Origin of the sequence: Cohnella hongkongensis, assembly GCF_042654645.1 — a bacterium.
GTDB classification, from domain to species: Bacteria; Bacillota; Bacilli; order Paenibacillales; family Paenibacillaceae; genus Cohnella; species Cohnella hongkongensis.
In genome coordinates this window covers 48,660-73,300 of sequence record NZ_JBHSEP010000003.1, presented here as the reverse complement: position 1 = coordinate 73,300, position 24,641 = coordinate 48,660, and the positions used below count along the sequence as shown (strand labels likewise).

The window sequence follows — 24,641 nt, the reverse complement described above, 5'->3', positions numbered from 1 at the left end:
TTACCAAGTAATGCTGACGCTGCCGTTCACCGAATGCGCGACAATTTTGTTTCCCCGGCGTTCGAACGGGATGGCGACTCCGTCCGTATGTTCCGCGCGCAGCTCCACCAAGCCGGCTTCGAGCGCGGCCAGCGGCGGGTACACCGTCAGCACGGCGTCCGCGAGGCCGCTGACGGCAAGCTGGCGCGCCGACTGCTTCCTGCGAGTCGGCATGGCGCTCATCTCCCGGCAGCTTACTTGGGAGGGGCCGGTCTGCTCGACGAAAATCCGGCATTCCTCATGGAACGTACGATCCAGCGCATAAGCGGCGCAGCCGGTGCCGACCACGGCCGTTTGTCCGGTCATGACCGGTTCTCCGTCCGGAAAGCGCAGACGGAACGACACGGACGTATCCTTCTTGCAGCCGACGAAAAAATAGGCGTTGTCGTGCCGCTTGACGAACATCAGAGCGGACGTCGAGCTCTGGGCGTATTTGTTCTGCATAACCGTGTAGCCGAAATGCCGGAGCACGGTGCGGACGGCGATCGACGCGTCCGACCATTCGGCATCCTGACGTACCGGCAGATGGGTGACGCCCGACGGCTCGAACGGGAGCGAGCCCCGCACCCATCCGATGCGCCCGCCGCTCCATTCCGGCAAGGATCTGCTTAGCGCGAACGCCCGTCTCTCCTCGCCCTGCCGAACCTCGCAGGCGACGATAACATTCGCATCGGTCTCGTCCGCCAACGTCTCCGCCAGACCGCCGTCTCCGATCATGCCGTAATGGCGCAGCTTGCGAGCCCGGGTGTCCGCCTGCTCCAGGCCGTCCACCATGCCCGACAGCACGAATTCGAACTCGCCCTCAAGCGGCGAGGCGCTCCGCAGTCCGAGCAGCTCGCACAGACGCGCGTCGCGAACGGCGCCGTACAGCAGCGCTTGCCCGCCCCGACGCACATAATTCGCGACGGCTTCCGCCTGCTTGCCTTCCAGCCATCCGGCTGAAGCGAACAGAATCGTGCCGCGCAGCTTGCCGGCGGCCTCTTCCTTCATTGAGAAGAAGACGTCCGTGCCGACGACGGTGTTCAGCGGCAGCCCTTCGTTGATCGCGTTGCGCACGAACCAGTCGTGGAAGAAGATCATGCCCGACCGGTCGCCGGAGGAGGCGGCCGCCTGATGCAGCTCCCGGAACGGATAAAGCCAGGTCAGTAAGCCGGGCGCGTCGGGCCGGTCCTTCAGCGCCCTGCGGATATGCGGCACGATCTCAGCGGGTCCTTCCTCTCTCAGCTCTCCCTTCTCCGTATCGATCGTTAAAATCTCGACGACGCCCGGGCTTTCCGTCTGTCCGGACTCGTTCACCCGGGCGACGGAGAGCGGGCAATAAATATCGTGCGGCTCCCTGTCGTACAGGTCGAACCAAGGATTCTGCCAAAACCAGGGGTCGTTCGGATAGAAGCGGTAGGGATAAGTCTCGCCCGGAAGCTCCGCGATCCGCGACAAGTAGCCGGTCATCTCCAGCCCGAAGTCGAAGTTGAGCGCTCCCCACGGCGAGTTCGGCGCCGGATATTCCAGATAGTTCTTCTCGTAGAGCTGCAGCATCGGAATATAATCCTTCGCCAGATCCATGCCGGTTCCGAAATTGGTTCCCCGGATCTCTACCCGATAGTTCGGACATTCCCTCTTGAACAAGTCCCAGAACGACAGAACGTTCGCGGACAGCTCGGCCTGATCCGCCAGCGGAAGATTCGTTCCGTCGTAATTGGCGCCGAGGTACGTCCAAGGGAAGTACGACAGCGCGAAGCCGTTGGAAAACCAGATATAATCGAACCCGAGCGCGGGCAGGAAGCTTGCGCATTGCTTGCCGAAAAATTCGCCGAACGGCGTTCCTTCCGGAATTCCGTCGGGGTAGGCCGCATAGCGCGAGCCGTCCTGCTTCAGCTTCGACCACGTGCAGACAACCGTATAATCGGCCTTCAGCGCAATGTACCGGCCGCCCAGCTCCGCGCGATTAATCTCCGGATGCGTCTTGTATTTAAAATCCGAGTAGGCGAATTCCGGACCCGCGTCGAACGTGGCCCCGATCTCCAGCGGCACCCCGAACCGCTCGCGGGCGACCCGCTTGAACGAAGCGACGATGCGCTTCAGGTCCCCGTAGGTCATATCCGCCGGATTTTCCGTGTACAGCCGGGCAATGCGGGGATTTTCCCGGTCCTGAATATGGCTGAAATACTCCTCGTTCGCGAATCCGATATATTTCGCCCATTCGAAGGAGTCGGTTTCTCGTCCGTTCCAGGTCAGTATTTCGCTGCCGTCCGATACCCACAGCAGCATGGAAGCCGACTCGGCCATGTCGAGCAGCGGCTTCCACTGCCGGAGCGCTTCCTCGCATACCTCGTCGACGGCCGTCTGCTCCAAGCTTTTGAACGGCTTCAGGCTCATCTCCAACGTCGCTCTCTTCAGCATTTTCTCTCGTTTGCCGTTCATGACGCCCGCCTCCTCTATACGATCTCCAGCTCGATGCCCAGCACCTTGGCGACGTTCTTCAGCTTGGCGTTGACGTGACCGACGCCGAGCGCGAAATGGTGGGTAGGCCCCGCCGAGCACCATTGCTCGATGAACTCCGCCACCGGGCGATCGAAGCTGCAGCGCGTGTTCGTATTGCCGGTTTGCGGGATTTCTCCCGGGATGGATTGCCCTTCGGCCGCGATCATCTTGAAGCGGCCGTCCGCCGTCTGCGAGATGCCGAGCAGCGTCACGGGCCCCGTTCGGATGCTGAACTCGACGCCGATGCCCGAGCCGGCTTTGCCGTGGAACAGGTCCAGCCCGCGGATAATCGGCCGGCCGTTCGCGATCTTGATATTATGCGGACCGTCATGCCCGACCAGCACGACGTTGTCGACAAAGTCGCACGGGTGCAGCTCGGCGAACGAGCCGCCCGCATCCAACCGATCCATGATGAGCATAGCTGCGCACGTCTTGAGGTCCGCCTCTCCCGCCAGCGGAATGCCCTTCCCCGTCAGCAGCGAATTGCCCAGCACCATGTTCGAGCCAATCCGTTCGTATTCGTTGTTATCCAGCCCCTTGTAATAATAAGCCAGGCCGGTTAAGCCGAACTCCGCCACCAGCTTGTCAAGCCCGACGGCCACCTGCGCGGACCATTCCAGATCCTCCTGCCGAATCGGCCTCGTTACGGGATCGATGAACGGATCCGCGATCTGGAAGACGCTGCGGATCTCCTCGATCTTGTTCTTGATTTCCCCGCTCGTCGCTCCGTTAACCCTCTTCGCGAGATCGCACATCTCCAGCATTTGAACATGAGAGCCGAACGCCGCCGTGAACGCCGTCGGATCCGAATTCATATCGTACATGCCTTCGTACGTGTGACCCAGGTATCCGATCTTCGCGTGCTTAAAAGCCCGGCGGGCGTTCGCCGCCTGACACCAGCCCCTTAATTCCGACACGGCTCTCGGATCGTCGCGCAGCGTTCCGACGATCATGCCCGCAGCGGGCTTGCCGGCTCTGACGAGCACGCCTCCGATTTCCGGCAGGGAGCAAATATTGTCGTTCGCCAGCTGCATATAAGTGGTCGTTTTCCGGTAATCCAGACGTTTCAAGGGCTGTAGCGCCACCAGCACGGTCGGAACGTTCAAGTTCAGAATGGCCGTAGCCGCCGAAGACGAAGTGACGTACGTGCTCAGGTTGCAGAACAGGAAATCCACGTCGCGGGCTTTCAGGTAGGCGGCCGCCGCGAACGATTGGTCTACGTTGTCGACGAAGCCTCCGCTGACGATTTCTATGTCGTTGCCCGCCAGCAGAGCCTCGAATTCTCGTCCGTAGCCCTCCAGCTCTTCCTTTAAGCCATCGAATTGCCCCCAATACGGCTCGTGGCCGACTGTAATTACACCGACGCGGGCTCTATTACGGATCGTCGTCAAAGTCATGCTGATCTCCACCTCTAGTTTTGAATTAAAGATTGATGATACCGTACCCAATCCGAATTCGGACGACAATAGATTCGGCTGAACTCGTAAAAAATGGACAACGGAGTAAAAAAAGTCTCCTATTCTCGTCTGCTGTCCCCGGCTAGAATGAAGCTAGAGAGGAGGCGCTTAGTTGAATCCGTACTGTCGACATCCGTTGGCTCCGCCGCCGGCCCACATTTATTTGCCTACCCCCAGCACAATGAGATGTAATCCGATGGATATGATGGGATATACACGCTGCAAAATTTATTTGTACGCCTCCGCCGAGAACGCCTCGATCGACCTGACGATTCAGGGAGCGCCGAATGAAGACGGGCCTTATATGCTGGAGCTGGGGGAGCGCGCATCGATAAGAGGCGCGACAGCCGACTTCTCCTTCGTTCTGCACGATATTTCACGTTACCTGGTCATTGAGGTGCTGCGAATGACGGGGAATTGGACCATTTGGGCAGTTCCGATGCAAGCCTGAAGGAGGGTCGACGATGCCGGAAATGAAAGTCGAAAATATCGCGTTGGACTACGAGGGGACATGGAGCGCGAAGGCCTCCGCCGAAGCTGGCCTCGGAAGCCTGCACGAAACGTGCGGAGCAGCCGATCAAGACGCGGCAGCCAGATGGCAAGGAGCCTTCCGCTCGGCTAAGATTTACGCAGCAACGGGCGACTATGGCATTGCGGAGATTTGGGTCGACGGGAAGCGGCGTCGAGTGGTCGATCTGTACAGCTCGTCCGAGCGTCACGGGATGCTCGTCTGCTCTCTCGACGATCTGGAAGCGGGATTCCATACGTTGGAAATCCGAAAAAGCGGCCGGAAGAATGAACGCTCATCCTCCTGCCGCTTGAATCTCGATTATCTTGAACTGGATTTTATCCGGCCCTCGAACGTCCATTATCGCCAGATCGTCTGCATCGGCGATTCGATCACCTTTGGGGCCAACGTCGATGACAGACCCCGCGGGTTATTCGGCCGCAAGCTGCAAGGCATGCTGGCCGTTCCGGTCAGCGTGCACGGATTGTCCGGCGCCACGATCCGAACGGTTACAAGCGTGCTGGATGCCGTGGCCGCGCCCCGGAAGCCCGATCTCCTTCTGTGGCTTGCCGGCATGAACGACGAAAGCCCTTATGCCCCCATGGTTCAGGGCATCGACCGCGTCCGGGAGCAGATGCCCGACACCGAGCTGATCGTCTCCAACATTCCCTACAATACGTATTACTCCGAAGATCAGAACCGACGCAAGGCCGACGAAGTCCGTCAGGCTTGCCGGGAGAAGTCGGTTCCCTGCATCGATCTGTACGGCATGACATATGGGAACGACTGGCTTCATCGGCCGGAAAACACCGTACATCCCAATTCCGAGGGCCACAGCGTAATCGCTTCGGCCTTCTACCGGGAGATTATGCGCCGTTGTTCGTCGACTGCCCGGCCCCCGCTGCCGTCTACAGCAGACTAAGCGCAGCGCCGCCCGCAGCGCCGGCTAACACGACAAGCCAGGACGGCGTTTTCCAGAAGACGAGCATCGCGAACAGCACGGCCGCCAAGACGAAATCCGCCGGACCTCGAATCGTCGTCGTCCATAACGGATCGTACAGCGCCGCCAGCAGCAGACCGACGACCGCCGCATTGATCCCGATCAGCGCCCCTTGAACCTTGGCATGGCTGCGCATCGCGTTCCAGAAAGGAAGCGAGCCTGCGACGAGCAGATAAGACGGCAGAAAAATCGCCGCGGTCGCCGCCGCCGCCCCGGCCGCTCCGTTCATCATCGCCCCCAAGTATGCGGCAAAGGTGAATAACGGTCCGGGCACGGCCTGCGCCGCTCCGTAGCCGGCGAGGAAATCCGCGCCGGAGACCCAGCCGGGAGGCACGACCTCTCTCTCCAGCAAGGGGAGCACGACATGGCCGCCGCCGAAGACGAGAGAGCCTGCGCGATAGAAGCTGTCGAACAAGGGCAGCCAACTGCCGGCGGAATGCGGACGAGCTAGCGGCAGCGCCACGAGCAAGCCGACGAACACCAGCAGAAAAAAGACGGCAGCGCCCCGGCTGACAGGCACGTTAAGTCGAGGGGATTCCGGTACGGGCGTATGGCGGTAGATCCAGAGCCCGGCGAAACCCGCAACGGCGATCAGCAGCACCTGGCTGAACGCCGTTTGCCACAGCAGGGCCGCGGAGGCCGCGGCGATCGCGATCGTAGCCCGATAGCGGTCGGGCGTCAGCTTCTGCCCCATGCCCCATATCGCGTGGGCGACGATCGCTACGGCAACGATTTTGAGCCCGTGAATCCATCCCGCCGCGCCCACGTCGAAGCTCTGCAGCAGCATAGCGAACAGGACCAGGGCGATGACAGACGGCATCGTAAAGCCGAGCCAGGCGGCCAAGCCGCCCGGAAGGCCGGCGCGGATGACTCCGATGCCCATGCCGACCTGACTGCTCGCCGGTCCGGGCAGGAACTGGCAGAGCGCGACCAGATCCGCGTAGCTGCGCTCGTCCATCCATCGGCGGCGCCGAATGTACTCGTCGTGAAAGTAGCCCAGGTGAGCGACCGGACCTCCGAACGAGGTAAGGCCAAGCTTGGCCGATACCCCCAATACTTCCAGAAGGGTGCGCAGACGGCTCTTGGGCGCCTCTGGCGCCACGGCCGGATTCGTTTCCATCCGTAACGGTCACTCCTCGTTTAGCGGTCTGCGACAGACTCCTCTGTCCCTTGCCGCTGCGAATCGTCCAGCCCTTGCTCCTGGAGATAGCTTCGAACCGCCTGCAGCGCTTCTTCCTCGTTCCGGACGCTTAAGCGGACTCCCGGGCGGTCTCCGTACGACTCCGACGAGTGAGCGTATCGCGGATCGTAATAATGCGTCAGCAGCAGCTCCACCGCGTCGGCGAACCGGTCCGCCAGCAAGGCCGCTTCAATCTCGGCCGCGACGGGCGTGTGAATTCTCGATTTGATATGTCTGAAGGCTTGATAATACTGCTCCTTGTATTCGGGGGGACGGTATTCCCTGCAGAGAAGCTCTACTCTGGCTTGCAGCGGCATCTCGATTCGGATGGGAATGCCCTCTTCCTTCTTCCGCAGAAGCAGCTCGGGCAGCGTCACTTTCCCGATTCGTTTGCTCTCCGCTTCGAACAGGACGTACGGCGAATGCCGAATCCGGATCATCTCCTCCAGAAGACAGGCGTCGAACGTTTTCTGGTTGCGGCTTTTGAGGCCGATGCTTCCGAACACGGAGCCGCGATGCCCCGCCATCTCCTCCAGGTCCAATACCGGAAGGCCGTCGGCTTTTAATCGGCGCAGCAGAGCCGTTTTTCCCGTACCCGTATTGCCGTGAAGCACGTATGCCTGCGGAGGGAAAGCCATGGAGCTTAACGTATCGACGACCCATCTGCGATACTCGCGATAGCCTCCGACGAGACGAAACGCTTGAATGCCCATCAAGGAAAGCAGCGTGGCCGTCGTCTTGCTCCTCATGCCGCCGCGCCAGCAAAACACGACTTTCTTGGATCCGATCTCCGCGAATTCCTTTATAAAGGCGGGGAGCTTGGCCGAAACGATCTCGAGCCCCCGCTCTTTGGCGGCCTGAACGCTGATTTGCTTGTAGATCGTTCCGATCTCCGCTCTCTCGGCGTCGTTGAACAGCGGGATGTTCAGGCTGCCCGGTATTGTAGCCAGCTCGTATTCGGACGGAGAACGAACGTCGACGACCGCGAGCTCCTGCTTATTTATCAGCGCTCTTAATTCTTCCAGCGTAATCTCATAAAGCAACGCATTCTCTCCTTACTCTCTCAGCATCTGCCCCATCCGCTACAGAACCTCTATCCGCCCCGGATGCTTCTCGACCGCTTCGCCGATCCGGCTGGCCTCGACCCCGGCGTGGCGCAGCGCCTCGAGCAAGGCGGCGGCGTCCGAAGGCGAGACGGAAATCAACAGCCCGCCCGAGGTGACGGCATCGCACAAAATCCACCGGTCGATTTGATCCATAGACTCCGGGAAGGCGATCGAGTCCTGCACATGGGCGAAATTGTTTTTCGTTCCTCCGGGGACAAAGCCTTTATCCGCAAGCTCCCGGACTCTCGGCAGCAGCGGAACCTGATCCTTGACGATGCGCAGCCCCACTCCGCTTCCCTTCGCCATCTCCAGCGCGTGTCCGAGCAGCCCGAATCCGGTCACGTCGGTGCAGCCGTGGACTTGGAATCGGCTCATCGTTTCCGCAGCCGTTTTGTTCAAGGCGGCCATCACGGCCGTGACGCGCGCGACCTCCTCCTCCGACAGCTGATCCTTCTTGATCGAAGTCGTCAGGATGCCTACCCCGATCGGCTTCGTCAAGATCAGCTGATCCCCCGGCTTCGCGCCCGCGTTGGTGCGAATCTTCTGCGGATGGACAAGGCCCGTCACCGCAAGTCCGAACTTCGGCTCCTTGTCGTCGATGGAGTGTCCGCCCACGAGCGTAATGCCCGCCTCGTTCGCCTTGTCCGCCGCGCCGCGCATAATGTCCGCCAGCACCTGCTTGTCCAGCGCGGCGATCGGGAACGCCACGATGTTCAGCGCCGTCAGCGGGGTGCCTCCCATCGCGTAGATGTCGCTGATCGCGTTCGCTGCGGCAATCTGCCCGAAGGAATAGGGATCGTCGACGATCGGAGTGAAGAAGTCGACGGTCTGCACGAGCGCAAGCTCGTCATTAAGACGGTACACCCCCGCGTCGTCGCTCGTATCCAGGCCGACGAGCAGATCGGGGTTCGGAGCCGCCGGAGGAAGCTGGCGAATGACCTGGGCCAGGTCGGCGGGGCCGATCTTGCAGCCGCAGCCGCCTTTGCTGGAGTATGAAGTCAACTTGATTTTGTCCGTTGTCGACATGCGCACGTTCCTCTCTATTGTTGTTTCTCCTAGTTCAATAGTACACGATTGCCGGGGCGATTCGCAAAGCTATTCTCCCTACGTTTACAGAAGAAATAAACTGCTGTAAGCTAGCTATGACAGACCATCTCAGAGGGGAACGAGTATGACGATACGGTTCGGACGCTGCGTCGAAGAAGAGGAGTTCGCGAAAGTCTCTCTATACATGATCGAGCGAAGAAGAGATTTGCATCCTTCTTTATGCACGATTGACATGGTCACGCTTCTATACGGATACATGACGGAAGGTCAATTGCATTACGGAATGGACGAGGAAGGACGAGTCGTAGGGGTGTCCGGCTTTTATATCGAACCGCCCGAAGAGGGCGTCCGGGACCGCGGCTGCGTGCTGATCGACGTTGGCATCGTAGACAAGGAGCGAAGAGGCACGAGGTTGTTCCTGAAAGGAATGCAGCATATGATCGACCACGTCTCCGAGCATCATCCGGAGGTCGGGGTCGTCCGTCTGTGCGCTCTCTCCGAGAGCTCTTACTTGTGCCGGCTATATGCGAAATTTGCCCGCTTCGAAGGCACCCGGGAAGGCAGCGTCGGACAAGAATCGGTGTTTTCCGGAGAATTACGCCAAATAAGGGATATTCTAAACAGGCTGAATCCTCTATAATGGAGAGGAGTTCCCAGACTTATCCCAAAGGAGGACAAGCCCATGTATCCAGCTAAGCCCGACATCAAGGACGTTAAAAAAGGCTCCGGCTTCGGAAAAATCGTCAAAGCGAACGATTCGCTCCGCGCGGCTCCGGTCGTCGTCACGAAATAATGCCTTATCTTTTCCGCGTATGCACGTTCGACATGGACCACGAAGCTTATATGAAGTTCGTCCTGGAGAACCATCGGGATTTGAACCTGCCGTATCCGTTCCACGTCAAGCTCAGCTTCGCCGGCAGCCCTCTTCTTCTAGGCAAGGCGATGCTCGTCATCGACGAGGAGTCTTACGAAATGGTCGGCGCGGCGGGTTTCGTCTTCGGCACCGGCGCGAACGATCATCAGGATCGCAGCGTGTGCCAGGCGGAGCTCGCCTTCCTTCATCCGAAGCATCGCGGCACTCCTCTGTTCGTCCGCGGGCTGCAAGCGCTGCTTGACGCGGCTCGGGAAGACAACCCGGAAGTCGAATGGTTCCAATTCTGGGCGCCCTGCGAACAGAAGGAACTGACGGGACTGTTCGCCAAGTTTGCCGAGCTGCCGGAAGCAAGCAGCGAGACGGTGAACGGAGTTACGCGGTACAGAATTCCTTTCGAGCCGCTGTCGGCTTACGCCCGCCAATATCGCAGGCGAACGGATTCTCCGGTTTCGATCGGCGGGCCGCCATAAGGTCATGAAAAAACCACCGTTGCCGGTGGTTTTTTCGAAATGTGAGCTTAATTCCGGATCAGGTAATCGAATGCGCCCAGCGCCGCGGTCGCGCCCGATCCCATCGATATGATGATCTGCTTATAAGGGCTGTTCGTACAGTCTCCCGCCGCGAATACGCCCGGCATGCTGGTCGCGCCATGGCGATCGACGACGATCTCCCCCATCCGCGTACGCTCCAGCGTATCCCCCAGCCAATCGGTATTCGGAACGAGACCGATCTGCACGAATACGCCCTGCAGCTCAATGTGCTTCTCTTCTCCCGTCGCCCGATCGACAAAAGAAATCCCGTTTACTTTGTCCGTTCCGGTAATTTCCTTCGTCTGCACATTTTTGTGAACCGTGACGTTAGGAAGGCTGTACAGACGATCCTGCAGCACGGAATCCGCCTTCAGCTCGGGCATGAATTCCAGCACGGTCACATGGTTGACGATGCCTGCCAAGTCGATGGCCGCCTCAATGCCGGAGTTGCCTCCGCCGATGACCGCGACGTGCTTGCCCGCGAACAGCGGACCGTCGCAGTGCGGACAATAGGCAACGCCTTTGTTCTTGAACTCGGCTTCGCCCGGAACGCCCACGTTGCGCCAGCGCGCGCCGGTCGACAGAATGACCGTCTTGCTCTTCAATACGGCCCCGTTCTCGAGCTCAACTTCGATAAGCTCCTTCTTCTCCAGCCGTTTGGCCCGCTGCAGCTTCATAACGTCGACGTTATATTCCTTCACGTGCTCTTCCAGGCTGGCCGCCAGCTTGGCGCCCTCGGTATACTTGACGCTAATAAAGTTCTCGATTCCGACGGTGTCCATCACCTGGCCGCCGAAACGCTCGGCTACGATCCCGGTGCGAATGCCTTTGCGAGCGGCGTAGATGGCCGAGCTGGCGCCGGCAGGCCCGCCGCCGATGACCAGCACGTCGAACGGCTCTTTGTCCGCGAACGCCGAAGCGTCCGGCGCATCGGAAATTTTAGCGATGATTTCTTCCAACGACATGCGTCCGCTCCCGAAAAACTCTCCGTTCAAGTACACGGAAGGAACGGCCAGAATATCCTTGCTCTCGACTTCGTCCTTGAAGGCGGCTCCGTCGATCATCGTATGGGAAATGCCCGGATTGAGCACGCTCATCAGGTTTAACGCTTGTACGACATCGGGACAGTTATGACAGCTCAGACTGATGTAGGATTCGAATGCATAATGGCCGCTGATGCTCTTAATTTGGTCGATGACGCTCTGCTCTACCTTCGGAGGTCTTCCGCTCACCTGCAGCAAAGCCAGAACGAGAGAAGTAAACTCATGTCCGAGCGGAATGCCGGCGAATACGACGCCGGTATCCTCGCCGGGGCGGTTTACGCTGAAGCTCGGCGTTCTCGCCAGTTGAGCTTTTTCGATCGTAATCCGTGCGGACATGCCGGCCAGCTCGTCCAAGAAAGCCAGCATGTCGTTGGATACGGCATCCTCCGGCGCGGCGCTGACCTTGATCTGCACATCGCCCTCCAGGAGCTGAAGGTATTGATTGAGTTGTTGTTTGATATCCGCATCCAACACCGGCGAGTCCCCCTTTAGATTTTGCCTACGAGATCAAGGCTTGGCTTCAACGTTTGCGAGCCTTCCTGCCATTTCGCCGGGCACACTTCGCCCGGATTGCTGCGAACGTATTGCGCCGCTTTGATCTTGTTGACGAGGGTGCTTGCATCGCGGCCGATGCCGCCGGCGTTGATCTCCACCGTCTGGATGACGCCGTCCGGGTCGATGATAAACGTGCCGCGGTCGGCCAGGCCGTCCGCCTCGATCAGAACGTCGAAGTTGCGGGAAATCGTGTGAGACGGGTCTCCGATCATGATGTACGTGATTTTGCCGATCGTCTCGGAGCTGTCGTGCCAAGCTTTATGGGTGAAGTGCGTATCCGTCGATACGGAGTATACTTCTACCCCGAGAGATTTCAAAGTTTCATATTGATCCTGCAGGTCGGCCAGCTCGGTCGGGCACACGAAGGTAAAGTCCGCCGGATAGAAGCATACGACGCTCCACTTCCCTTTGAAGTTTTCTTCGGTTACCTCGATGAATTTGCCGTTGTGATAAGCGGACGCCTTAAATGGTTTGACTTCTGTTCCAATCAGAGACATAGCTGAAATTCCTCCCACTCTTTTTATTGTTGATTTTGAAAATCCGATTGAGAATCGTTAGCAGTCTATAATGATTCTTATCTACTGCTTATTACAAATAATATCATCGTTCGACCCGTTTCGCATGAAGAACTGATGAAGAGAATTTGTCTATTTTGTGAACGAAATCTCTATCGAACTCGCACTGTTTTAGTATTCCACATTCGCCGGCCTTTTATAAGGAAAAACGCCGGTCCGGAACTCGATCATTCGAGCTCCCGGACCGGCGTTGGGCGGCCGTCTCTTAGCGCGAAGCGATGAAGGAAGGCCGGGGCTTGCTTGCGGCGAAAGGCTCCTGCAGCCGGTTTTCGACGCTGTTGAACACGTAGAACGCGTTGCTGCGCGGATACGGGGAAATATTGCTGGCCGACCCGTGCATCAGGTTGCAGTCGAACAGCAGCACGGACCCCGCTTTACCGACGGGCATCCGAATGCCCCCCTGCTCGACGAGCCGGGTTAAGCTCACCTGGTCCGGCACGCCGTATTCCTGCTTGCGAAGCGATTGTTTGTAGTGATCGTCCGGAGTTCGCCCGACGCAGCTAACGAACGTTCGATGTGAGCCGGGAACGACCATCAAAGCTCCGTTAAAGGGATTGTTGTCCTCCAGGGCGATCGAGCAGCTCAGCGCCCTCATGCGCGGCATGCCGTCTTCCGCATGCCAGGTCTCAAAGTCGGAATGCCAGTAGAACTCCTTGCCTGTAAATCCCGGCTTGAAGTTGATTCTCGACTGATGGACGTAAACTTCGCTTCCCAAGATTTGCCGAACGATGGCGGACAGTCTGGGGTGAACGGCAAGCGATTGGAAGAACGGATTTTTTTCGTGCACCGCGAAGACGGAGCGAACCTCGTCTCCGCCCGGCTCGAGAATGACCTCCGGCCGGGTCGAGCCTTTGCAGGAAGCGAGCAAATTCCGGGTTTCGGCCTTAAAGGCGCTTACCTCCTCCGCGTCGAAGAAATCCTCCAGAAACAAGTAGCCGTTTTCTTCATAGAAGGAAAGCTGCTGTTTGCCGATTTCCTGCTGCCGGATTTCCGCATCGTAGACGACGGGATCGACTCTTCTAATCAAAGAGGGTTTGGCTTCCTTGCGAGTCGGATAAACATCGGTGGCAATCGTCATCTCGTTCACGCTCCTAAATATGGATAGGGTTTCAATTCAGGATTGCGGCGCCGCATAGGCGCCGTCTTCGTCATGCACCTCTTGGCCCGTGCAAGGGGGGGTAAATACGCACACCATTCTCATATCGGTCGTGCCTCTGAGGAGATGCTTCTCGTGTCCGTTCAGCACGTAAAGCATGCCGGGCCGGATCGCATGCTTTTCTCCTGTCTCGACAAGCTCGATTTCGCCCTCCCCTTCGATGCAGTAGACGGCTTCGACATGATGCTTGTACCAGATCGGCGTCTCTGTTCCGGCCTTGATCACCGTGTCGTGCAGGGAAAACCCGACGCCGTCGTCCTTCAATAATAATCTGCGGCTGTTCCATGTCGCCGCAGCGACATCGAAATCCGTTCCGACGCGATCCTCCAAATATCTTACGATCATGATGCGTTCCTGCCTCTCTCTTCTTCTCTAACCTGATTCAATGGGCCAATACGGCGCGCTTCTCTTCGGCAAGCTCGGCGAGGCATTGTTTGAGCAAAGCGAGCCCCTTCTTCAGCTCTTCCAGCTTGATGGTCAAGGGGGGCATAATCTTGATGACCTCGCTGTCGGTTCCCGAGGTTTCCATAATGAGTCCGCGTTCGAACGCCATTCGCGAAAGCCGGTCGGCCAGGCCCGGTTCGAACGCGATGCCCTGCATCAAGCCCAATCCTCTCGGTTCTCCCTTCAGGCCGGGCAGCTCCCGCGTCAAGCTGGCCAGTTCTCCGCTCAGGAAGCGACCCTTCTCCCCGATCTCCTCTTCGAACTGTCGGGTTTGCCAATAGCTCAGCGCCTCGGCAGCGGCAATAAAGGCCAGATTATTTCCGCGAAACGTGCCGTTATGCTCTCCCGGCTTCCACTTGTCGAGCTCCGGCTTAATCAAGGTCAGCGCCATCGGCAGACCGTACCCGCCGATCGACTTGGACAGGCAGACGATATCCGGAACGATTCCGCAGCGCTCGAAGCTGAAGAACGGACCGGTTCTGCCGCAGCCCATCTGCACGTCGTCGACGATCAGCAGCATGCCGTACCGCTTGCAGATCGCTGCCAAGCCCTTGAGCCATTGATCGGATGCGACGTGGATCCCTCCCTCTCCCTGAAGCGTCTCGACAATAGCCGCCGCAGGCAGCGAGATTCCGCTTCCGCTGTCTTTCAGATAGCTTTCGATGTAGTCCAGCGTGCTGACGTCAGGCCCCAAGTAACCGTCGTAGGGCATCGACACGGCGTGATGCAGCGGGACGCCGGCCCCTCCCCGCTTAAACTTGTTCCCCGTAACGGCAAGCGCTCCGAGCGTCATGCCATGAAACGCGTTCGTAAAGCTCATGACCGTCTGGCGGCCGGTTACTTTTCTGACGAGCTTCAAGGCGCTCTCCACCGAATTGGTTCCCGTCGGCCCCGGAAACATCGTCTTGTAGTTCAAGCCTCTGGGCTTCAGGATGATTTCGTTAAACCGGGAGAGGAAGCTTTCCTTTGCTTCGGACGCCATATCCAAAGTGTGAGAAATCCCGTCTCCGGTCAAGTACGCCATTAGCTTTTTTTTCATGGCAGGCGGATTGTGCCCGTAATTTAGCGCGCCGGCGCCGGCGAAAAAATCGAGGTAGGCTTTGCCTTCAACGTCCCACATCGTAGATCCGGACGCCCGTTCGAATATGGCCGGAAAAGACCGGCAGTAGCTTCTGACCTCCGATTCGTTCCGCTCAAACACTTGCATATCGTTCCTTTTGTTGGTCGCCGATTCCATAGGTCAGCCGATTCCTCCTTCGTCTTTCGATTGGTCTATCTGATCGGTCCGATTCGGTACAGCTCCTCGCGCTCGTGAGCGTGTCCGGGAAAACAGCGCTCCTCGAAGCCGGGCGAAACGCCGACCTCCAGCCCGCGCGACCGCGCCCATTTCTCGAACATGGCGCGAGAGCCGGCATTCGAAGGCGCCACGGTGGCTTCGACATAACGGATTTCCTCCTGACCGGTCACCTCGTCGAGCAGCTTGCCGGCGATGCCCTGTCCTCGCCGGCTTTCGGCAACGGCAATTTGCCAGACGAACAGCGTATCGGGACTTGCCGGCTGGCGAAATCCGAGGACGAAGCCGACCGGAGAGTTCTCCGCTTCGTCGACCGCGATTCGGCAGCTGTCGCCGAACCATCGGCTCATCGCCAAATAGAAGTAAGCGGAATTCAGATCGAGCCTGCCGCTGTCGCGAGCCATTTCCCACATTAGCGCTCCGTCGGCTTCGCCTGGAATTCGGAACGTCACGGACGAATTCGGCTTGCTCCCGCCCTCGATGAACGCCGGCTTCTTTCCCGAACGCTTATCGCGGTCCAGTTCGTTCAGCTCCGTTCGGCTTCCGGGCGTTGTCGCCGCGCTTGGATGTCGGACAATCGATTTTGTATTCTGTGAATTCCGAATATTCAGACTCATCGGATGGGACCCCTCCTTTCTCTTCGCTGCAGCCGTTTTTCCCACAACCTCACAGGCAGCGTCAAGCCTCGCACTCCTTTACTCCCTTATTTTGGTCGAACACGGTTGTTATGGTAACATGGATCGGCTCGAGGCACACCCTTCATATCTGAGGCTAAGCAAGGCTGAGTCGGGCTCAGCCCCGATGAGGGGAGCTCAGCGGCCCTATTCGGCTTTATCCTCCCCGATCCTTCCGGATCGGGCCCGGTCTGAACCTGCGAAAAATCGCTTCCTATTAAGCCAAATCAAGAAAACCTGGGATAAGCAGAATAAATCGCCTGTTTTTCATTCGTTTTTGTTCAAAATAACGCGATTTCGCCAAGCACCGACAAAAAAATCGAGCCCGCTCGGGGCTCGATTGATTTTCATAATCGGAATTAGAACAACGGCATCGCGAGAGAGTAACCGATGATGCCCAGCATCAGAATCGTAATATGGAACAGCGAGAAAATAAACATGGCGTTCGCCCAATTCTTCTCGGGCTTGCGCCGGTATCCGGACACGCTTAGCGCCAGCCACCAGACGCTTAACGCGGCGTTCGAGACGGCGATAACCGGACTGAACGGCCAGAACAGCGCGCTCGACAGCAGCAGCGCGATGAGATAGAAGTTCATCTGCGCGTATGTTCTGCGTATGCCTTTGACGACCGGCAGCATCGGAATGCTCGCCGCCCGGTACTCCTCCATCCGGCGAATCGCGATCGCGTAGAAATGAGGCATCTGCCAGATGAGCATCAGCAGGAAGATCGCCAGCGCTCCCAGATGGGTCAGGTCGGACGAGATCGCCGCCCAGCCGATGAGCGGAGGCATCGCGCCGGAGAGGCTTCCGACCTCCGTATTGTAGATCGTTCTGCGCTTGGTCCACATCGTGTAGGGCACGACATACAGAAGCAGGCCGAGAAACCCGAACAAAGCCGCCAGCGGAGAGGCCAGATACAGGGCAATCAAGCCCAGCAGCGCGGCCCAGATGCCGATCAGCAGGCCGTCCCTCGTTCCGACTTGGCCGGTGACGGTTGGACGCTTCTTCGTCCTCTCCATGATCGCGTCGATATCGCGATCGTACAGATTGTTGAACGCGCCGGCCGAACCGATGACGAGGAACGAACCGATCATCGCCAGAAGGATCGTGCCGATTCTGTCGAAGAATGGAATCCCTTCGATGTACAATGCCATACATAAGCCTGCGAACATCGCAATTAAGTTGGATTTGATAATTCCGATCTTTATCGTATCGAATAAGACATGGATTAACGATTTCGTCGGCACTTCAACGCTCAGACGGCTGTTCTGAACTCGCTGCACGGCTTATCCGCTCCCTCCCGAATAGGTTCCCTCCTATGCTATCATAACTTGCCCGATCAATCCCGTCTTTCGAAGGAGTCACCATCAGATTGTCATAAATTTATGTCGGCTTCGTCACAATTGGCAGATTCCGACATTTGCCGTAATCGGAGGCAGCGCGCCATCGGGAGAACAGTCGGTTCGGCCGCACCCGGCACAAAAAATCGAAATTCGATAGCCGCTACCCCGCCTCTGCGCTAAGATGGTAAAATAGAAAGAACGAACCGAGACCTTGGCCGAGAAGTATTCGGGCCACAGCACTTCCGGTCTTGCCGGTTCAACCGAAGCTTGACGCAGAGGAGGCGCGGCCGATGCCAACCGAAGAGAAAATCGCAATCGTCACCGGAGCCTCCAGCGGCTTCGGCCTGCTGATCTCCACCGCTCTGGCCCGCCAAGGCTTTCGCGTCGTCGCGACGATGCGCGACCCGTCTCGGCGCGAGCCGCTGCTCCGGGAGGCCGACCGTATCGGCGCGCTCGGCCAATTGGACGTCGCCGAATTGGATGTGAACGATGCCGCTTCTATCGAAGCGGCTGTTGTGCGTACGCTGCGGCGTTACGGCCGAATTGACCTGCTCGTGAACAATGCCGGGTATGCAGTCGGGGGATTCGTTGAGGAAGTGCCGATGGAGGCCTGGAGAGCGCAGATGGAAACGAACTTCTTCGGCGTCGTCGCCTTGACGAGAGCCGTTCTGCCCGTCATGCGGGAGCAAGGCCGCGGGACGATCATCCAGATCGGCAGCGTCAGCGGGCGGGTGGCGCTTCCCGGCTACGGAGCCTATGCCGCCTCGAAGTTCGCGGTGGAAGGCTTCAGCGAGAGCCTCCGCCACGAAGCGGCCCCTTACGGAATCCGAGTCTATCTCGTCGAGCCGGGCGCCTACCGCACGGCGATCTGGAGCAAAGGCTTCGCGGAGATGCACGCCAGGCCCGATTCGCCCTATGCGCGAATGCTCGATTCCGTGCTGAGCCTCACTCGCCGAACGGCCGATTCCGCGCCTCATCCCCGGGCTGTCGCGGAGCTGGTCGCCCGTCTGGCCGCTTCCGGCCGCGTGCGCAAGCTGCGTCACCCGCTCGGGCGGGGAGCGCGGATGCTCCTTCTCGCCGGCAAGCTGCTCCCCTGGCGCTGGATCGAAAGCGCCGTCCGCCGGGCGCTGGCCCGGAGTGCGGTTAAAACGAGCCGCGTCGAGAAAAGCTAATCCGGTATCAATTAACGACATTAATTACAGATGGGAGCGACTACCGATGACCCGCTTGGATTCGTCCTTTTCCTGCAAGGGACTCACTCTGAAAAACCGCATCGTCATGCCTCCGATGTGCCAATACTCCGTCGATGCGAACGACGGGATGCCCAACGACTGGCACTTTGTTCACTATGTCTCCCGCGCCGTAGGCGGCACTGGGCTGATCATAATGGAGATGACCGACGTGGAGCCCGACGGCAGAATCACCGACCGCGATCTGGGGCTTTGGTCGGACGAGCAGATTCCGGCGTTCGAGAGAATCGTCAAAGAGGTGCACAAATACGGAACGAAGATCGGCATCCAGATCGCGCACGCCGGACGCAAGGCCGAGGACGCGCCGACTCCCGTCGGAGCTTCGGAGCTTCCGATTCCCGGGCTGGATCCGGACCGTGCTCCGCGCCCGCCAAGGGCGCTGGATACCGGAGAAGCGCGGGCGATGGTCGGCAAGTTCCGGGACGCCGTCCGCCGCGCCGTGCAGGCGGGCTTCGACGTCATCGAGCTGCACGGCGCGCACGGCTATCTGATCCATCAGTTCCATTCTCCCGGAATCAACAACCGCTCCGACGAGTACGGGCAGGACTTGTCCCGATTCGGCGCGGAGATCGTTCAGGCCGCCCGCAGCGTCATGCCGAAGGACATGCCGCTCATTATGCGGATGTCCACAGTCGAGTACATGGACGGCGGTTACGATCTTGAGCATGCGCTCCGGATCGCGCAGCGCTACCGGGAAGCCGGCGTCGACATGTTCGACGTATCCAGCGGCGGAGAGGCCCCTCCCGGCCGGAACAAGCCCGCGAATCATCCCGGCTACCAGCTTCCTTTCGCCCGCGCCTTCAAGCAGGCGCTGGGCGCCCCCGTCATCGCCGTTGGCCATCTGGACCATCCGCATCTGGCCGAAGCCGCCCTGGCCAACGGAGACGCCGATCTGGTCGCGGTCGGCCGCGGCATGCTGAACGATCCTTATTGGGCGCTTCACGCGATGATGACCGTAACGAGGAAAGTCGATCCGCCGGCGCAATATGCCAGAGGCATCTATATCCGCTAAACTCCGGGAATGCGTTTCGCATTCGAACGCGTCCGAAACGCCCGACTCGCCGAACTCGGCCGGCGGCAGAACGCCGGATACGCGAGCGTCCAGGCGAGCGCCCCGAACGGAACGAGCCATTCCGCCCTCTCCAGCGTCAGCATGACGAACGCCAGATAGACGACCGGCGCGAACAGAGCGATGGCGGGCGCGGCGGACAGAGCGGCGACCCAGCCCTCCGTCCCGCCCCGCTTGGACAGGCTCGCGTTCAGCCCGATCAGGCTGAAGATGAGCGGCCAGATGATCAGATAGCTTCCGCTGGGCAGGCAGAAGGCCGTGCCCGCGCTTAGCAGCGTCCACAGCAGCAGCGTCCCTGCCCACAGATTTTCCGCTCCCAGACGGCGGGAGCTCAGCCGGATCCATGCGACGGCAACAGCCGCCGCCAGCGCCAGCAGGCCGAGAAAATAGGACGTGGAGACGGACGGGTGCTCCAGCATCGCCGTATAGTGAGCGGCCGATACCCGTTCCCGCGCGATCGGCCAGACAAGCGCAACGACCGCATACGCCAAGGCTGCGCCAACCAGCGACAGGACGAAGCCTGCCCCTATCCCGCCTAACGTCAATCGCCGCCTGCGAATGCCGCGAAGAGCGGTTCCCGCGTACAGCAGCGCGCCGAGCAGCGCCAGGCCGACCGCCCCCGATTCCGGATAGCTGACCATCGTTCGGCCGAGAACGTTGAAATAGATTCGGTTCTCCTCTCTCCGGTCCTCCAGCTTTATCTGGCCGAAATGCCGGGCCAGACTCAGCATGTAGCTGCCGTGGTGCTGCAGGCTCGAGCGATCGAGGCGATCGGGCGTATCGATCTCCCGATGATACGCGTGAAGTCCCAGACCGAAAACAAAGTTCATGCCGGGAAGTCCGTTCGCGAGCAGTATCGACAGATCGGTGTCGTTGGGCAGCATTTGATAGATGTTGTAGATCAGGGAATACGCAAGCGGATGCGGAGCGGCGCGGACGAATTCCCGGATCAGCCATCCGTTCCGGTCGCTGGTCTCGAACATGAAGGACGGCCCCATGTTGCCCCTGGCGTCAAAATTAAGCGCCAAGCCGACGTTCCGGGCCAGCGGGTGCTCGTTCACGAACGCTTTGGCTCCCTGCAGTCCCATCTCTTCTCCGTCGGTCATCAGCAGCAGCAAATCGTTTCGGAGCGGCGCGGAGGCTTTAACCGCCCGCGCGGTCTCCAGCATGGCGGCGACGGCCGCGGCGTTGTCGCCGGCCCCAGGAGAGCCGGGAACGGTATCGTAATGAGCCATAATCAGCACAGCCTTGCCGCTGTCCGTGCCCGGAATTCGCGTCACGATGTTATCGATGCTCACGCGGCGGCCCGGCTCCCAGATCGACTCGGCTTCCGTCCGCTGCACCTCGGGCTGCAGTCCCAGCGACTCGAGCTCGGACAGCAAGTAATCGCGCACCCGTTCGTGGGACTCCGATCCGGCCGGGTGCGGTTCCCGGGCGATCACCCCGACTTTCTCCATCGCGCGGCCGGCGGAGAACGCCTCGGCGGCCGCCTCGGGTCCGGCCGGCTGCGGCGCGCGGACGGGGAGCAGGCCGACGAGCAGCGCGGCCAGCAGCGGAACGGCGACGCTCAAGCTTCTCGGCAGCCGCGCCACCCGCGCGGAACCGGCCGTACGTCTGGCGAGAGACGAATGGGAAGTCATGCAAGCCCTCCTGACGGTCCGTCGGATTGGCCGGGCCGAACCGGTGCCTGCTCCGGTGCAGCGCTGCCTAGTATGCCGTCAACTGTACATTCGCCCTCGAGAGGCCCAAAACCTGCTGAATCGGCTTTCCGCCCCGATCATTCGTCGCATGGAGGTCTTTCTGGCTTTACAGGCGGGCGACTTTGGCCGCATGGAGGTCTTTCCGCTTTACAGCCGGACGACTTTGGTCGCGATACGGCTGTAAAACTCGCTGTCATGCTCCACGAACAGAAGGGTCGGGGAATGCTCGAGCAGCAGCTCTTCGATCTGCATGCGCGAGATGACGTCAACGAAATTCAGCGGTTCGTCCCAGACGTGCAGATGGGCTCGCTCGCACAGGCTTCGCGCAATGAACACCTTCTTCTTCTGCCCGCCGCTGTAAGAGGAGATGTCCTTCTCGAACTGAACTCTCGCAAAATCGAGCTTGCGCAATATGGACTTGAACAGGCTCTCGTCGATGCCGAAGCTTCGGGCATACTCCGTCAAGCCGCCTCGCAAATCCGACGTATCCTGAGGCACGTAAGAGATCGCAAGCTGGCTGCCCAATCGGAGATTGCCTTCGTATTCGAGCTTCTCGCCGCAGACCAGCTTGAGAATGCTCGATTTGCCGGAGCCGTTCGCGCCCGTCAGAGCGATTCGCTCTCCCTGCTCGATCGCGAAGCTGACGTCCCCGCCTACGCGCTTGCCGCCGTATCGAATCGAGACGCGATCGAGCTCGACAAGCCGGGTCTTGTGATAGGCCAACTGGGATAGCTTCAGATGCTCCGCGCTTTCGATATTGTGCAGCAGCTTGGACTTCTCTTCGATCGCGGCCTGCTGCCTGCGCTCCATAGACTTGGAGCGCTTCATCATCTTGGCCGCTTTATGGCCGATATACCCTCTGTCTACGAAGACGTCGGCGTTCCGGATGCCGGTTTTCGTTTTCTCCACCTGATCCGACCACTGGCTCGTTCGTCGGGCCGCTTCCGACAGCCGCTTGATGTCTTTTTTCAGCTTCTCGTTCTCGGCCAGCTCGTAGCTGTCCTGACGCCGCTTGTTCTCCAGCCAGTCGGAGAAGCGGCCCCGCTGAATCTCGATATTCGTCTTGTTGATCGACAGGATGTGATCGACGCAGTTATCGAGGAAGGCCCGGTCGTGCGATACGAGGATAAAGCCCCGCTTGGCCCGAAGATAGCGGCTGACAATCGCCCGCCCGTCCAGATCCAGGTGGTTGGTCGGCTCGTCGATTAACAGAAAGCGGTTTTCCTTCAGAAACAAAGCGGCCAGCAGCACCTTCGTCTGTTCTCCGTTGGATAATGAAGCGAAGGGCCGATCCAGCACATCGTCCGACACCTTGAGCAGCGACAGCTCGCGCATCAGCTGCCAGAGCTCGCAGTCCGGCACGATCTCGCCGACGAGATCGGCGGTCGAGCGCTCCCCGTTCTCGACCGGAAACGGGAAGTAGTCGAAGCCAACGCTGGCGGAGATGCTGCCGCCGTATTCGTATTTGCCCAGAAGAAGCTGAAGAAAGGTCGTCTTGCCCCTTCCGTTCCTCCCGCTAAAGCCCAGCTTCCAATCGGTGTCGATCTGAAAGCTTACGTTTTCGAAAATGGGGTCGTAGCTGCCTTCGTAGGCGAACGTCAAGTTTTTCACATGAATTAACGACATCAAACAGATCCCTCCGTACGAATGATAAAAGCCGCGAGAAAGTGGCTCTCTCGCGGCTCGAATTCATACGGCCGACCCGGCCCGAGACGTCGGGCCGGATCCGGATATATGGGCTGAGCGGGAGACGAATGCCACTTTCTTGCATCAACGAATAAAACGTCGACCGCTTGACGCGATCCGGTTTTATTGTTCGCAAGAATAATCACATTCGACTGTTCGCTCCCCTTGATGGATTTAGCTGTATGTTACCATGTTATAGAAGGCAATTCAACCGCCGGCAGCGGCGTTTTTTTCGGCCCGCGGCGCGGAAAGCCCATCTTTTCTCGAATGTCGTCTTACTTTTCTTTAGGTTCGGCGGGACCAAAGCTTCTTATGCTGGACGTGCAGGACAAAAAGGGACGTCCGATTCCTCCCGCTGCTCGAACGAAACGGCCGGCTCCAACGAACCAACTAATGCAAGGAGGCCGCCAATGTTGTCAGGTTAAGCCGTTGTCGTAGGCGATCGACGGCATACGGTCGATGGTATGCGACCGATCGTATGCGATCGAAGGCGCGCAACCTGCCGGCAACGTCTAACGGTTGCAGTGGCGCTTAATCGATCGTTTTCCCGAAAAAGGAAAAGCTAACGGTTGCCGTCGCGCTTATTTTGGGGTGATCGAGCGAAACGGCGCGTTTTCAGCTTAAATAGCCGCTGCTGCAACCGTTACAATCTCCTCATCGCGAAAACAGCACGATTAGCGGCGCTGGCAACCGTTACGTTAGGGGGTTGGGTGTGTTTGGCGCGAGGCACGGATGCGGCATTCGAATGGGCTACAGGCTACAGGCTACAGGCTACAGACTGCGAAAAGCCGGATCGACCGGACAGAAGCGGACCGGCACGTCCGGAAAGCGAGCTTGGAGACGTTCGGCCAGCAGCTTCATTCCCGGCTGCTCGCTCTCCAGATGGCCCAGCGCAACGACGGCGGATCGCCCGCCCAGCTCAGCCGCATCCCGCACATACTCCGGCGTCTCCCACTCCGGGCCTTCGCCGTACAGGACGATGTCCGCTCCGCAGCGGTCCAGCAGCGGAACAGCGAGCTTGGCGCCGCCTCGGTAGCCGACGAGCAGGCCGACTCGCCGGCAGCGTGCCGCCAGACTCCCGGCGATGCGTACCCGCTCCAGGCCCAGACATGCTTTGACGTGACGGACGACGCGCTCCCCGGCCATCGGCATCGGCAGCTCGACGATCGAAGCGGCTGGCGTATGCCGCACCTCGAACATCTGCCAGCCCAGCTCCCGAACCAATCCTTCGGCGATCAGGTCGGGAGCGCTGCGATGCACCGCGTCATGGCAGCGGTAGACGGCCAGCCCGCTCCGCTCGATCCGGCGTCTCTTCTCCGCGCATACAGCGCTGCCCGCTAGCTCCCCCGGATCGTTGACATGGGAGTAGTACGCCCCTTCGTGAACGATCAGCAAATTCGCTCCCGAGCTGGCCGCCTCGCGCAGTACGCCGATCGTAGCCGTGAACGCGACGGCGATTCCTCGAACCGCCGCCGAAGCGTCGCCATGCAGCAGCGCGTCCGAGCCGCCGCCAAGCTCCTCGCTTGCGCCCGGCTGCAGCGCATCTGCTCCGGCGCTCCAGACGACGCCGCTCGACAACGCGTCCATCACCTCTCGAACGGTCGGCTCTCTCACCCGACTCCCTCCTTCG

21 protein-coding genes are annotated in these 24,641 nt (G+C 59.5%); 6 read left to right on the top strand and 15 right to left on the bottom strand.

What is annotated here, in order from left to right:
* Together ACFO3S_RS05860 and ACFO3S_RS05855 are read right to left on the bottom strand one after the other, a co-directional pair.
* Complete coding sequence (locus tag ACFO3S_RS05860) at nucleotides 1-2,460, bottom strand: hypothetical protein (protein ID WP_378093299.1); 2,460 nt, start codon at nucleotides 2,458-2,460, stop codon at nucleotides 1-3.
* A gap of 14 nt (nucleotides 2,461-2,474) precedes the next feature.
* Nucleotides 2,475-3,917, bottom strand: a complete 1,443-nt coding sequence (locus ACFO3S_RS05855) for an L-arabinose isomerase family protein (RefSeq protein WP_378093297.1) — start codon at nucleotides 3,915-3,917, stop codon at nucleotides 2,475-2,477.
* Nucleotides 3,918-4,173: 256 nt separating this feature from the next.
* Here ACFO3S_RS05855 and ACFO3S_RS05850 point away from each other — a divergent pair, with 256 nt between their 5' ends.
* Both ACFO3S_RS05850 and ACFO3S_RS05845 read left to right on the top strand, forming a co-directional pair.
* A complete protein-coding gene (locus ACFO3S_RS05850) occupies nucleotides 4,174-4,428 on the top strand; it encodes a hypothetical protein (protein WP_378093295.1) in 255 nt (84 codons plus the stop codon).
* A 13-nt stretch (nucleotides 4,429-4,441) separates the two neighbouring features.
* Nucleotides 4,442-5,407: an SGNH/GDSL hydrolase family protein gene (locus tag ACFO3S_RS05845; protein ID WP_378093293.1), complete on the top strand. Its 966-nt coding sequence runs from the start codon at nucleotides 4,442-4,444 to the stop codon at nucleotides 5,405-5,407.
* On the opposite strand, the gene chrA is transcribed toward ACFO3S_RS05845, so the two are convergent.
* The 3 genes from chrA to selD are packed head-to-tail and all read right to left on the bottom strand — an operon-like array spanning nucleotide 5,394 to nucleotide 8,797.
* Nucleotides 5,394-6,605: a chromate efflux transporter gene (gene chrA, locus ACFO3S_RS05840; RefSeq protein WP_378093291.1), complete on the bottom strand. Its 1,212-nt coding sequence runs from the start codon at nucleotides 6,603-6,605 to the stop codon at nucleotides 5,394-5,396. The genes ACFO3S_RS05845 and chrA overlap by 14 nt on opposite strands.
* A gap of 20 nt (nucleotides 6,606-6,625) precedes the next feature.
* On the bottom strand, nucleotides 6,626-7,708 hold the full coding sequence (gene mnmH / locus ACFO3S_RS05835; protein WP_378093289.1) for a tRNA 2-selenouridine(34) synthase MnmH: 1,083 nt from the start codon (nucleotides 7,706-7,708) through the stop codon (nucleotides 6,626-6,628).
* Between the two features lie 39 nt (nucleotides 7,709-7,747).
* Nucleotides 7,748-8,797 carry a selenide, water dikinase SelD gene (selD, locus tag ACFO3S_RS05830; protein ID WP_378093287.1) on the bottom strand — a complete coding sequence of 350 codons (1,050 nt, stop codon included), beginning with the start codon at nucleotides 8,795-8,797 and terminating at the stop codon, nucleotides 7,748-7,750.
* Between the two features lie 145 nt (nucleotides 8,798-8,942).
* Between selD and ACFO3S_RS05825 the strand changes: the two genes are divergently transcribed.
* Both ACFO3S_RS05825 and ACFO3S_RS05820 read left to right on the top strand, forming a co-directional pair.
* Entirely contained in the window at nucleotides 8,943-9,458 is a 516-nt protein-coding gene (locus ACFO3S_RS05825; protein ID WP_378093285.1) for a hypothetical protein, read from the top strand.
* Nucleotides 9,459-9,661: 203 nt separating this feature from the next.
* Nucleotides 9,662-10,162, top strand: a complete 501-nt coding sequence (locus ACFO3S_RS05820) for a hypothetical protein (RefSeq protein WP_378093282.1) — start codon at nucleotides 9,662-9,664, stop codon at nucleotides 10,160-10,162.
* A gap of 47 nt (nucleotides 10,163-10,209) precedes the next feature.
* On the opposite strand, the gene ahpF is transcribed toward ACFO3S_RS05820, so the two are convergent.
* From ahpF to cyoE, 7 genes are all read right to left on the bottom strand, one after another.
* Nucleotides 10,210-11,739 (bottom strand): alkyl hydroperoxide reductase subunit F, encoded by a 1,530-nt coding sequence (gene ahpF, locus ACFO3S_RS05815; protein ID WP_378093280.1) that lies wholly within the window; start codon nucleotides 11,737-11,739, stop codon nucleotides 10,210-10,212.
* A 14-nt stretch (nucleotides 11,740-11,753) separates the two neighbouring features.
* Nucleotides 11,754-12,317 (bottom strand): alkyl hydroperoxide reductase subunit C, encoded by a 564-nt coding sequence (gene ahpC, locus ACFO3S_RS05810; protein ID WP_378093278.1) that lies wholly within the window; start codon nucleotides 12,315-12,317, stop codon nucleotides 11,754-11,756.
* A gap of 283 nt (nucleotides 12,318-12,600) precedes the next feature.
* Nucleotides 12,601-13,473 carry an ectoine hydroxylase gene (gene thpD, locus ACFO3S_RS05805; RefSeq protein WP_378093276.1) on the bottom strand — a complete coding sequence of 291 codons (873 nt, stop codon included), beginning with the start codon at nucleotides 13,471-13,473 and terminating at the stop codon, nucleotides 12,601-12,603.
* A 36-nt stretch (nucleotides 13,474-13,509) separates the two neighbouring features.
* Complete coding sequence (locus ACFO3S_RS05800) at nucleotides 13,510-13,896, bottom strand: ectoine synthase (RefSeq protein WP_378093274.1); 387 nt, start codon at nucleotides 13,894-13,896, stop codon at nucleotides 13,510-13,512.
* A gap of 37 nt (nucleotides 13,897-13,933) precedes the next feature.
* On the bottom strand, nucleotides 13,934-15,232 hold the full coding sequence (ectB, locus tag ACFO3S_RS05795; protein ID WP_378093272.1) for a diaminobutyrate--2-oxoglutarate transaminase: 1,299 nt from the start codon (nucleotides 15,230-15,232) through the stop codon (nucleotides 13,934-13,936).
* 35 nt (nucleotides 15,233-15,267) lie between these two features.
* Nucleotides 15,268-15,906 (bottom strand): diaminobutyrate acetyltransferase, encoded by a 639-nt coding sequence (gene ectA / locus ACFO3S_RS05790; protein ID WP_378093270.1) that lies wholly within the window; start codon nucleotides 15,904-15,906, stop codon nucleotides 15,268-15,270.
* Nucleotides 15,907-16,322: 416 nt separating this feature from the next.
* Nucleotides 16,323-17,246, bottom strand: a complete 924-nt coding sequence (cyoE, locus tag ACFO3S_RS05785) for a heme o synthase (RefSeq protein ID WP_378093268.1) — start codon at nucleotides 17,244-17,246, stop codon at nucleotides 16,323-16,325.
* 350 nt (nucleotides 17,247-17,596) lie between these two features.
* Between cyoE and ACFO3S_RS05780 the strand changes: the two genes are divergently transcribed.
* Together ACFO3S_RS05780 and ACFO3S_RS05775 are read left to right on the top strand one after the other, a co-directional pair.
* Complete coding sequence (locus tag ACFO3S_RS05780; protein WP_378093266.1) at nucleotides 17,597-18,478, top strand: SDR family oxidoreductase; 882 nt, start codon at nucleotides 17,597-17,599, stop codon at nucleotides 18,476-18,478.
* A 46-nt stretch (nucleotides 18,479-18,524) separates the two neighbouring features.
* Nucleotides 18,525-19,568, top strand: coding sequence for an NADH:flavin oxidoreductase/NADH oxidase (locus ACFO3S_RS05775; RefSeq protein WP_378093264.1), 1,044 nt, complete (start codon nucleotides 18,525-18,527; stop codon nucleotides 19,566-19,568).
* Here the strand turns inward: ACFO3S_RS05775 and ACFO3S_RS05770 are convergent.
* The 3 genes from ACFO3S_RS05770 to ACFO3S_RS05760 all read right to left on the bottom strand — a co-directional run bounded on the left by ACFO3S_RS05770 (nucleotide 19,565) and on the right by ACFO3S_RS05760 (nucleotide 24,625).
* The gene (locus ACFO3S_RS05770) at nucleotides 19,565-21,265 is read right to left on the bottom strand and encodes a M20/M25/M40 family metallo-hydrolase (RefSeq protein WP_378093262.1); all 1,701 of its coding nucleotides are present in this window, start codon (nucleotides 21,263-21,265) and stop codon (nucleotides 19,565-19,567) included. The genes ACFO3S_RS05775 and ACFO3S_RS05770 overlap by 4 nt on opposite strands.
* Nucleotides 21,266-21,472: 207 nt before the next feature.
* Complete coding sequence (gene abc-f, locus ACFO3S_RS05765) at nucleotides 21,473-22,951, bottom strand: ribosomal protection-like ABC-F family protein (RefSeq protein WP_378093260.1); 1,479 nt, start codon at nucleotides 22,949-22,951, stop codon at nucleotides 21,473-21,475.
* A gap of 831 nt (nucleotides 22,952-23,782) precedes the next feature.
* The gene (locus ACFO3S_RS05760; RefSeq protein ID WP_378093258.1) at nucleotides 23,783-24,625 is read right to left on the bottom strand and encodes a Nif3-like dinuclear metal center hexameric protein; all 843 of its coding nucleotides are present in this window, start codon (nucleotides 24,623-24,625) and stop codon (nucleotides 23,783-23,785) included.
* Nucleotides 24,626-24,641 lie beyond the last annotated feature (16 nt).

Bases quoted from the DNA above. Each gene is read 5' to 3' on its own strand.
- ectA (WP_378093270.1), bottom strand. From the start codon at position 15,906: ATGAGTCTGAATATTCGGAATTCACAGAATACAAAATCGATTGTCCGA.
- ACFO3S_RS05775 (WP_378093264.1), top strand. From the start codon at position 18,525: ATGACCCGCTTGGATTCGTCCTTTTCCTGCAAGGGACTCACTCTGAAA.
- ACFO3S_RS05770 (WP_378093262.1), bottom strand. From the start codon at position 21,265: ATGACTTCCCATTCGTCTCTCGCCAGACGTACGGCCGGTTCCGCGCGG.
- ahpC (WP_378093278.1), bottom strand. From the start codon at position 12,317: ATGTCTCTGATTGGAACAGAAGTCAAACCATTTAAGGCGTCCGCTTAT.
- ACFO3S_RS05800 (WP_378093274.1), bottom strand. From the start codon at position 13,896: ATGATCGTAAGATATTTGGAGGATCGCGTCGGAACGGATTTCGATGTC.
- chrA (WP_378093291.1), bottom strand. From the start codon at position 6,605: ATGGAAACGAATCCGGCCGTGGCGCCAGAGGCGCCCAAGAGCCGTCTG.
- ACFO3S_RS05780 (WP_378093266.1), top strand. From the start codon at position 17,597: ATGCCAACCGAAGAGAAAATCGCAATCGTCACCGGAGCCTCCAGCGGC.
- ACFO3S_RS05820 (WP_378093282.1), top strand. From the start codon at position 9,662: ATGAAGTTCGTCCTGGAGAACCATCGGGATTTGAACCTGCCGTATCCG.
- ACFO3S_RS05845 (WP_378093293.1), top strand. From the start codon at position 4,442: ATGCCGGAAATGAAAGTCGAAAATATCGCGTTGGACTACGAGGGGACA.
- selD (WP_378093287.1), bottom strand. From the start codon at position 8,797: ATGTCGACAACGGACAAAATCAAGTTGACTTCATACTCCAGCAAAGGC.
- ACFO3S_RS05825 (WP_378093285.1), top strand. From the start codon at position 8,943: ATGACGATACGGTTCGGACGCTGCGTCGAAGAAGAGGAGTTCGCGAAA.
- abc-f (WP_378093260.1), bottom strand. From the start codon at position 22,951: ATGTCGTTAATTCATGTGAAAAACTTGACGTTCGCCTACGAAGGCAGC.
- ectB (WP_378093272.1), bottom strand. From the start codon at position 15,232: ATGGAATCGGCGACCAACAAAAGGAACGATATGCAAGTGTTTGAGCGG.
- thpD (WP_378093276.1), bottom strand. From the start codon at position 13,473: ATGACGATTGCCACCGATGTTTATCCGACTCGCAAGGAAGCCAAACCC.
- ACFO3S_RS05850 (WP_378093295.1), top strand. From the start codon at position 4,174: ATGGATATGATGGGATATACACGCTGCAAAATTTATTTGTACGCCTCC.
- ACFO3S_RS05855 (WP_378093297.1), bottom strand. From the start codon at position 3,917: ATGACTTTGACGACGATCCGTAATAGAGCCCGCGTCGGTGTAATTACA.
- ACFO3S_RS05860 (WP_378093299.1), bottom strand. From the start codon at position 2,460: ATGAACGGCAAACGAGAGAAAATGCTGAAGAGAGCGACGTTGGAGATG.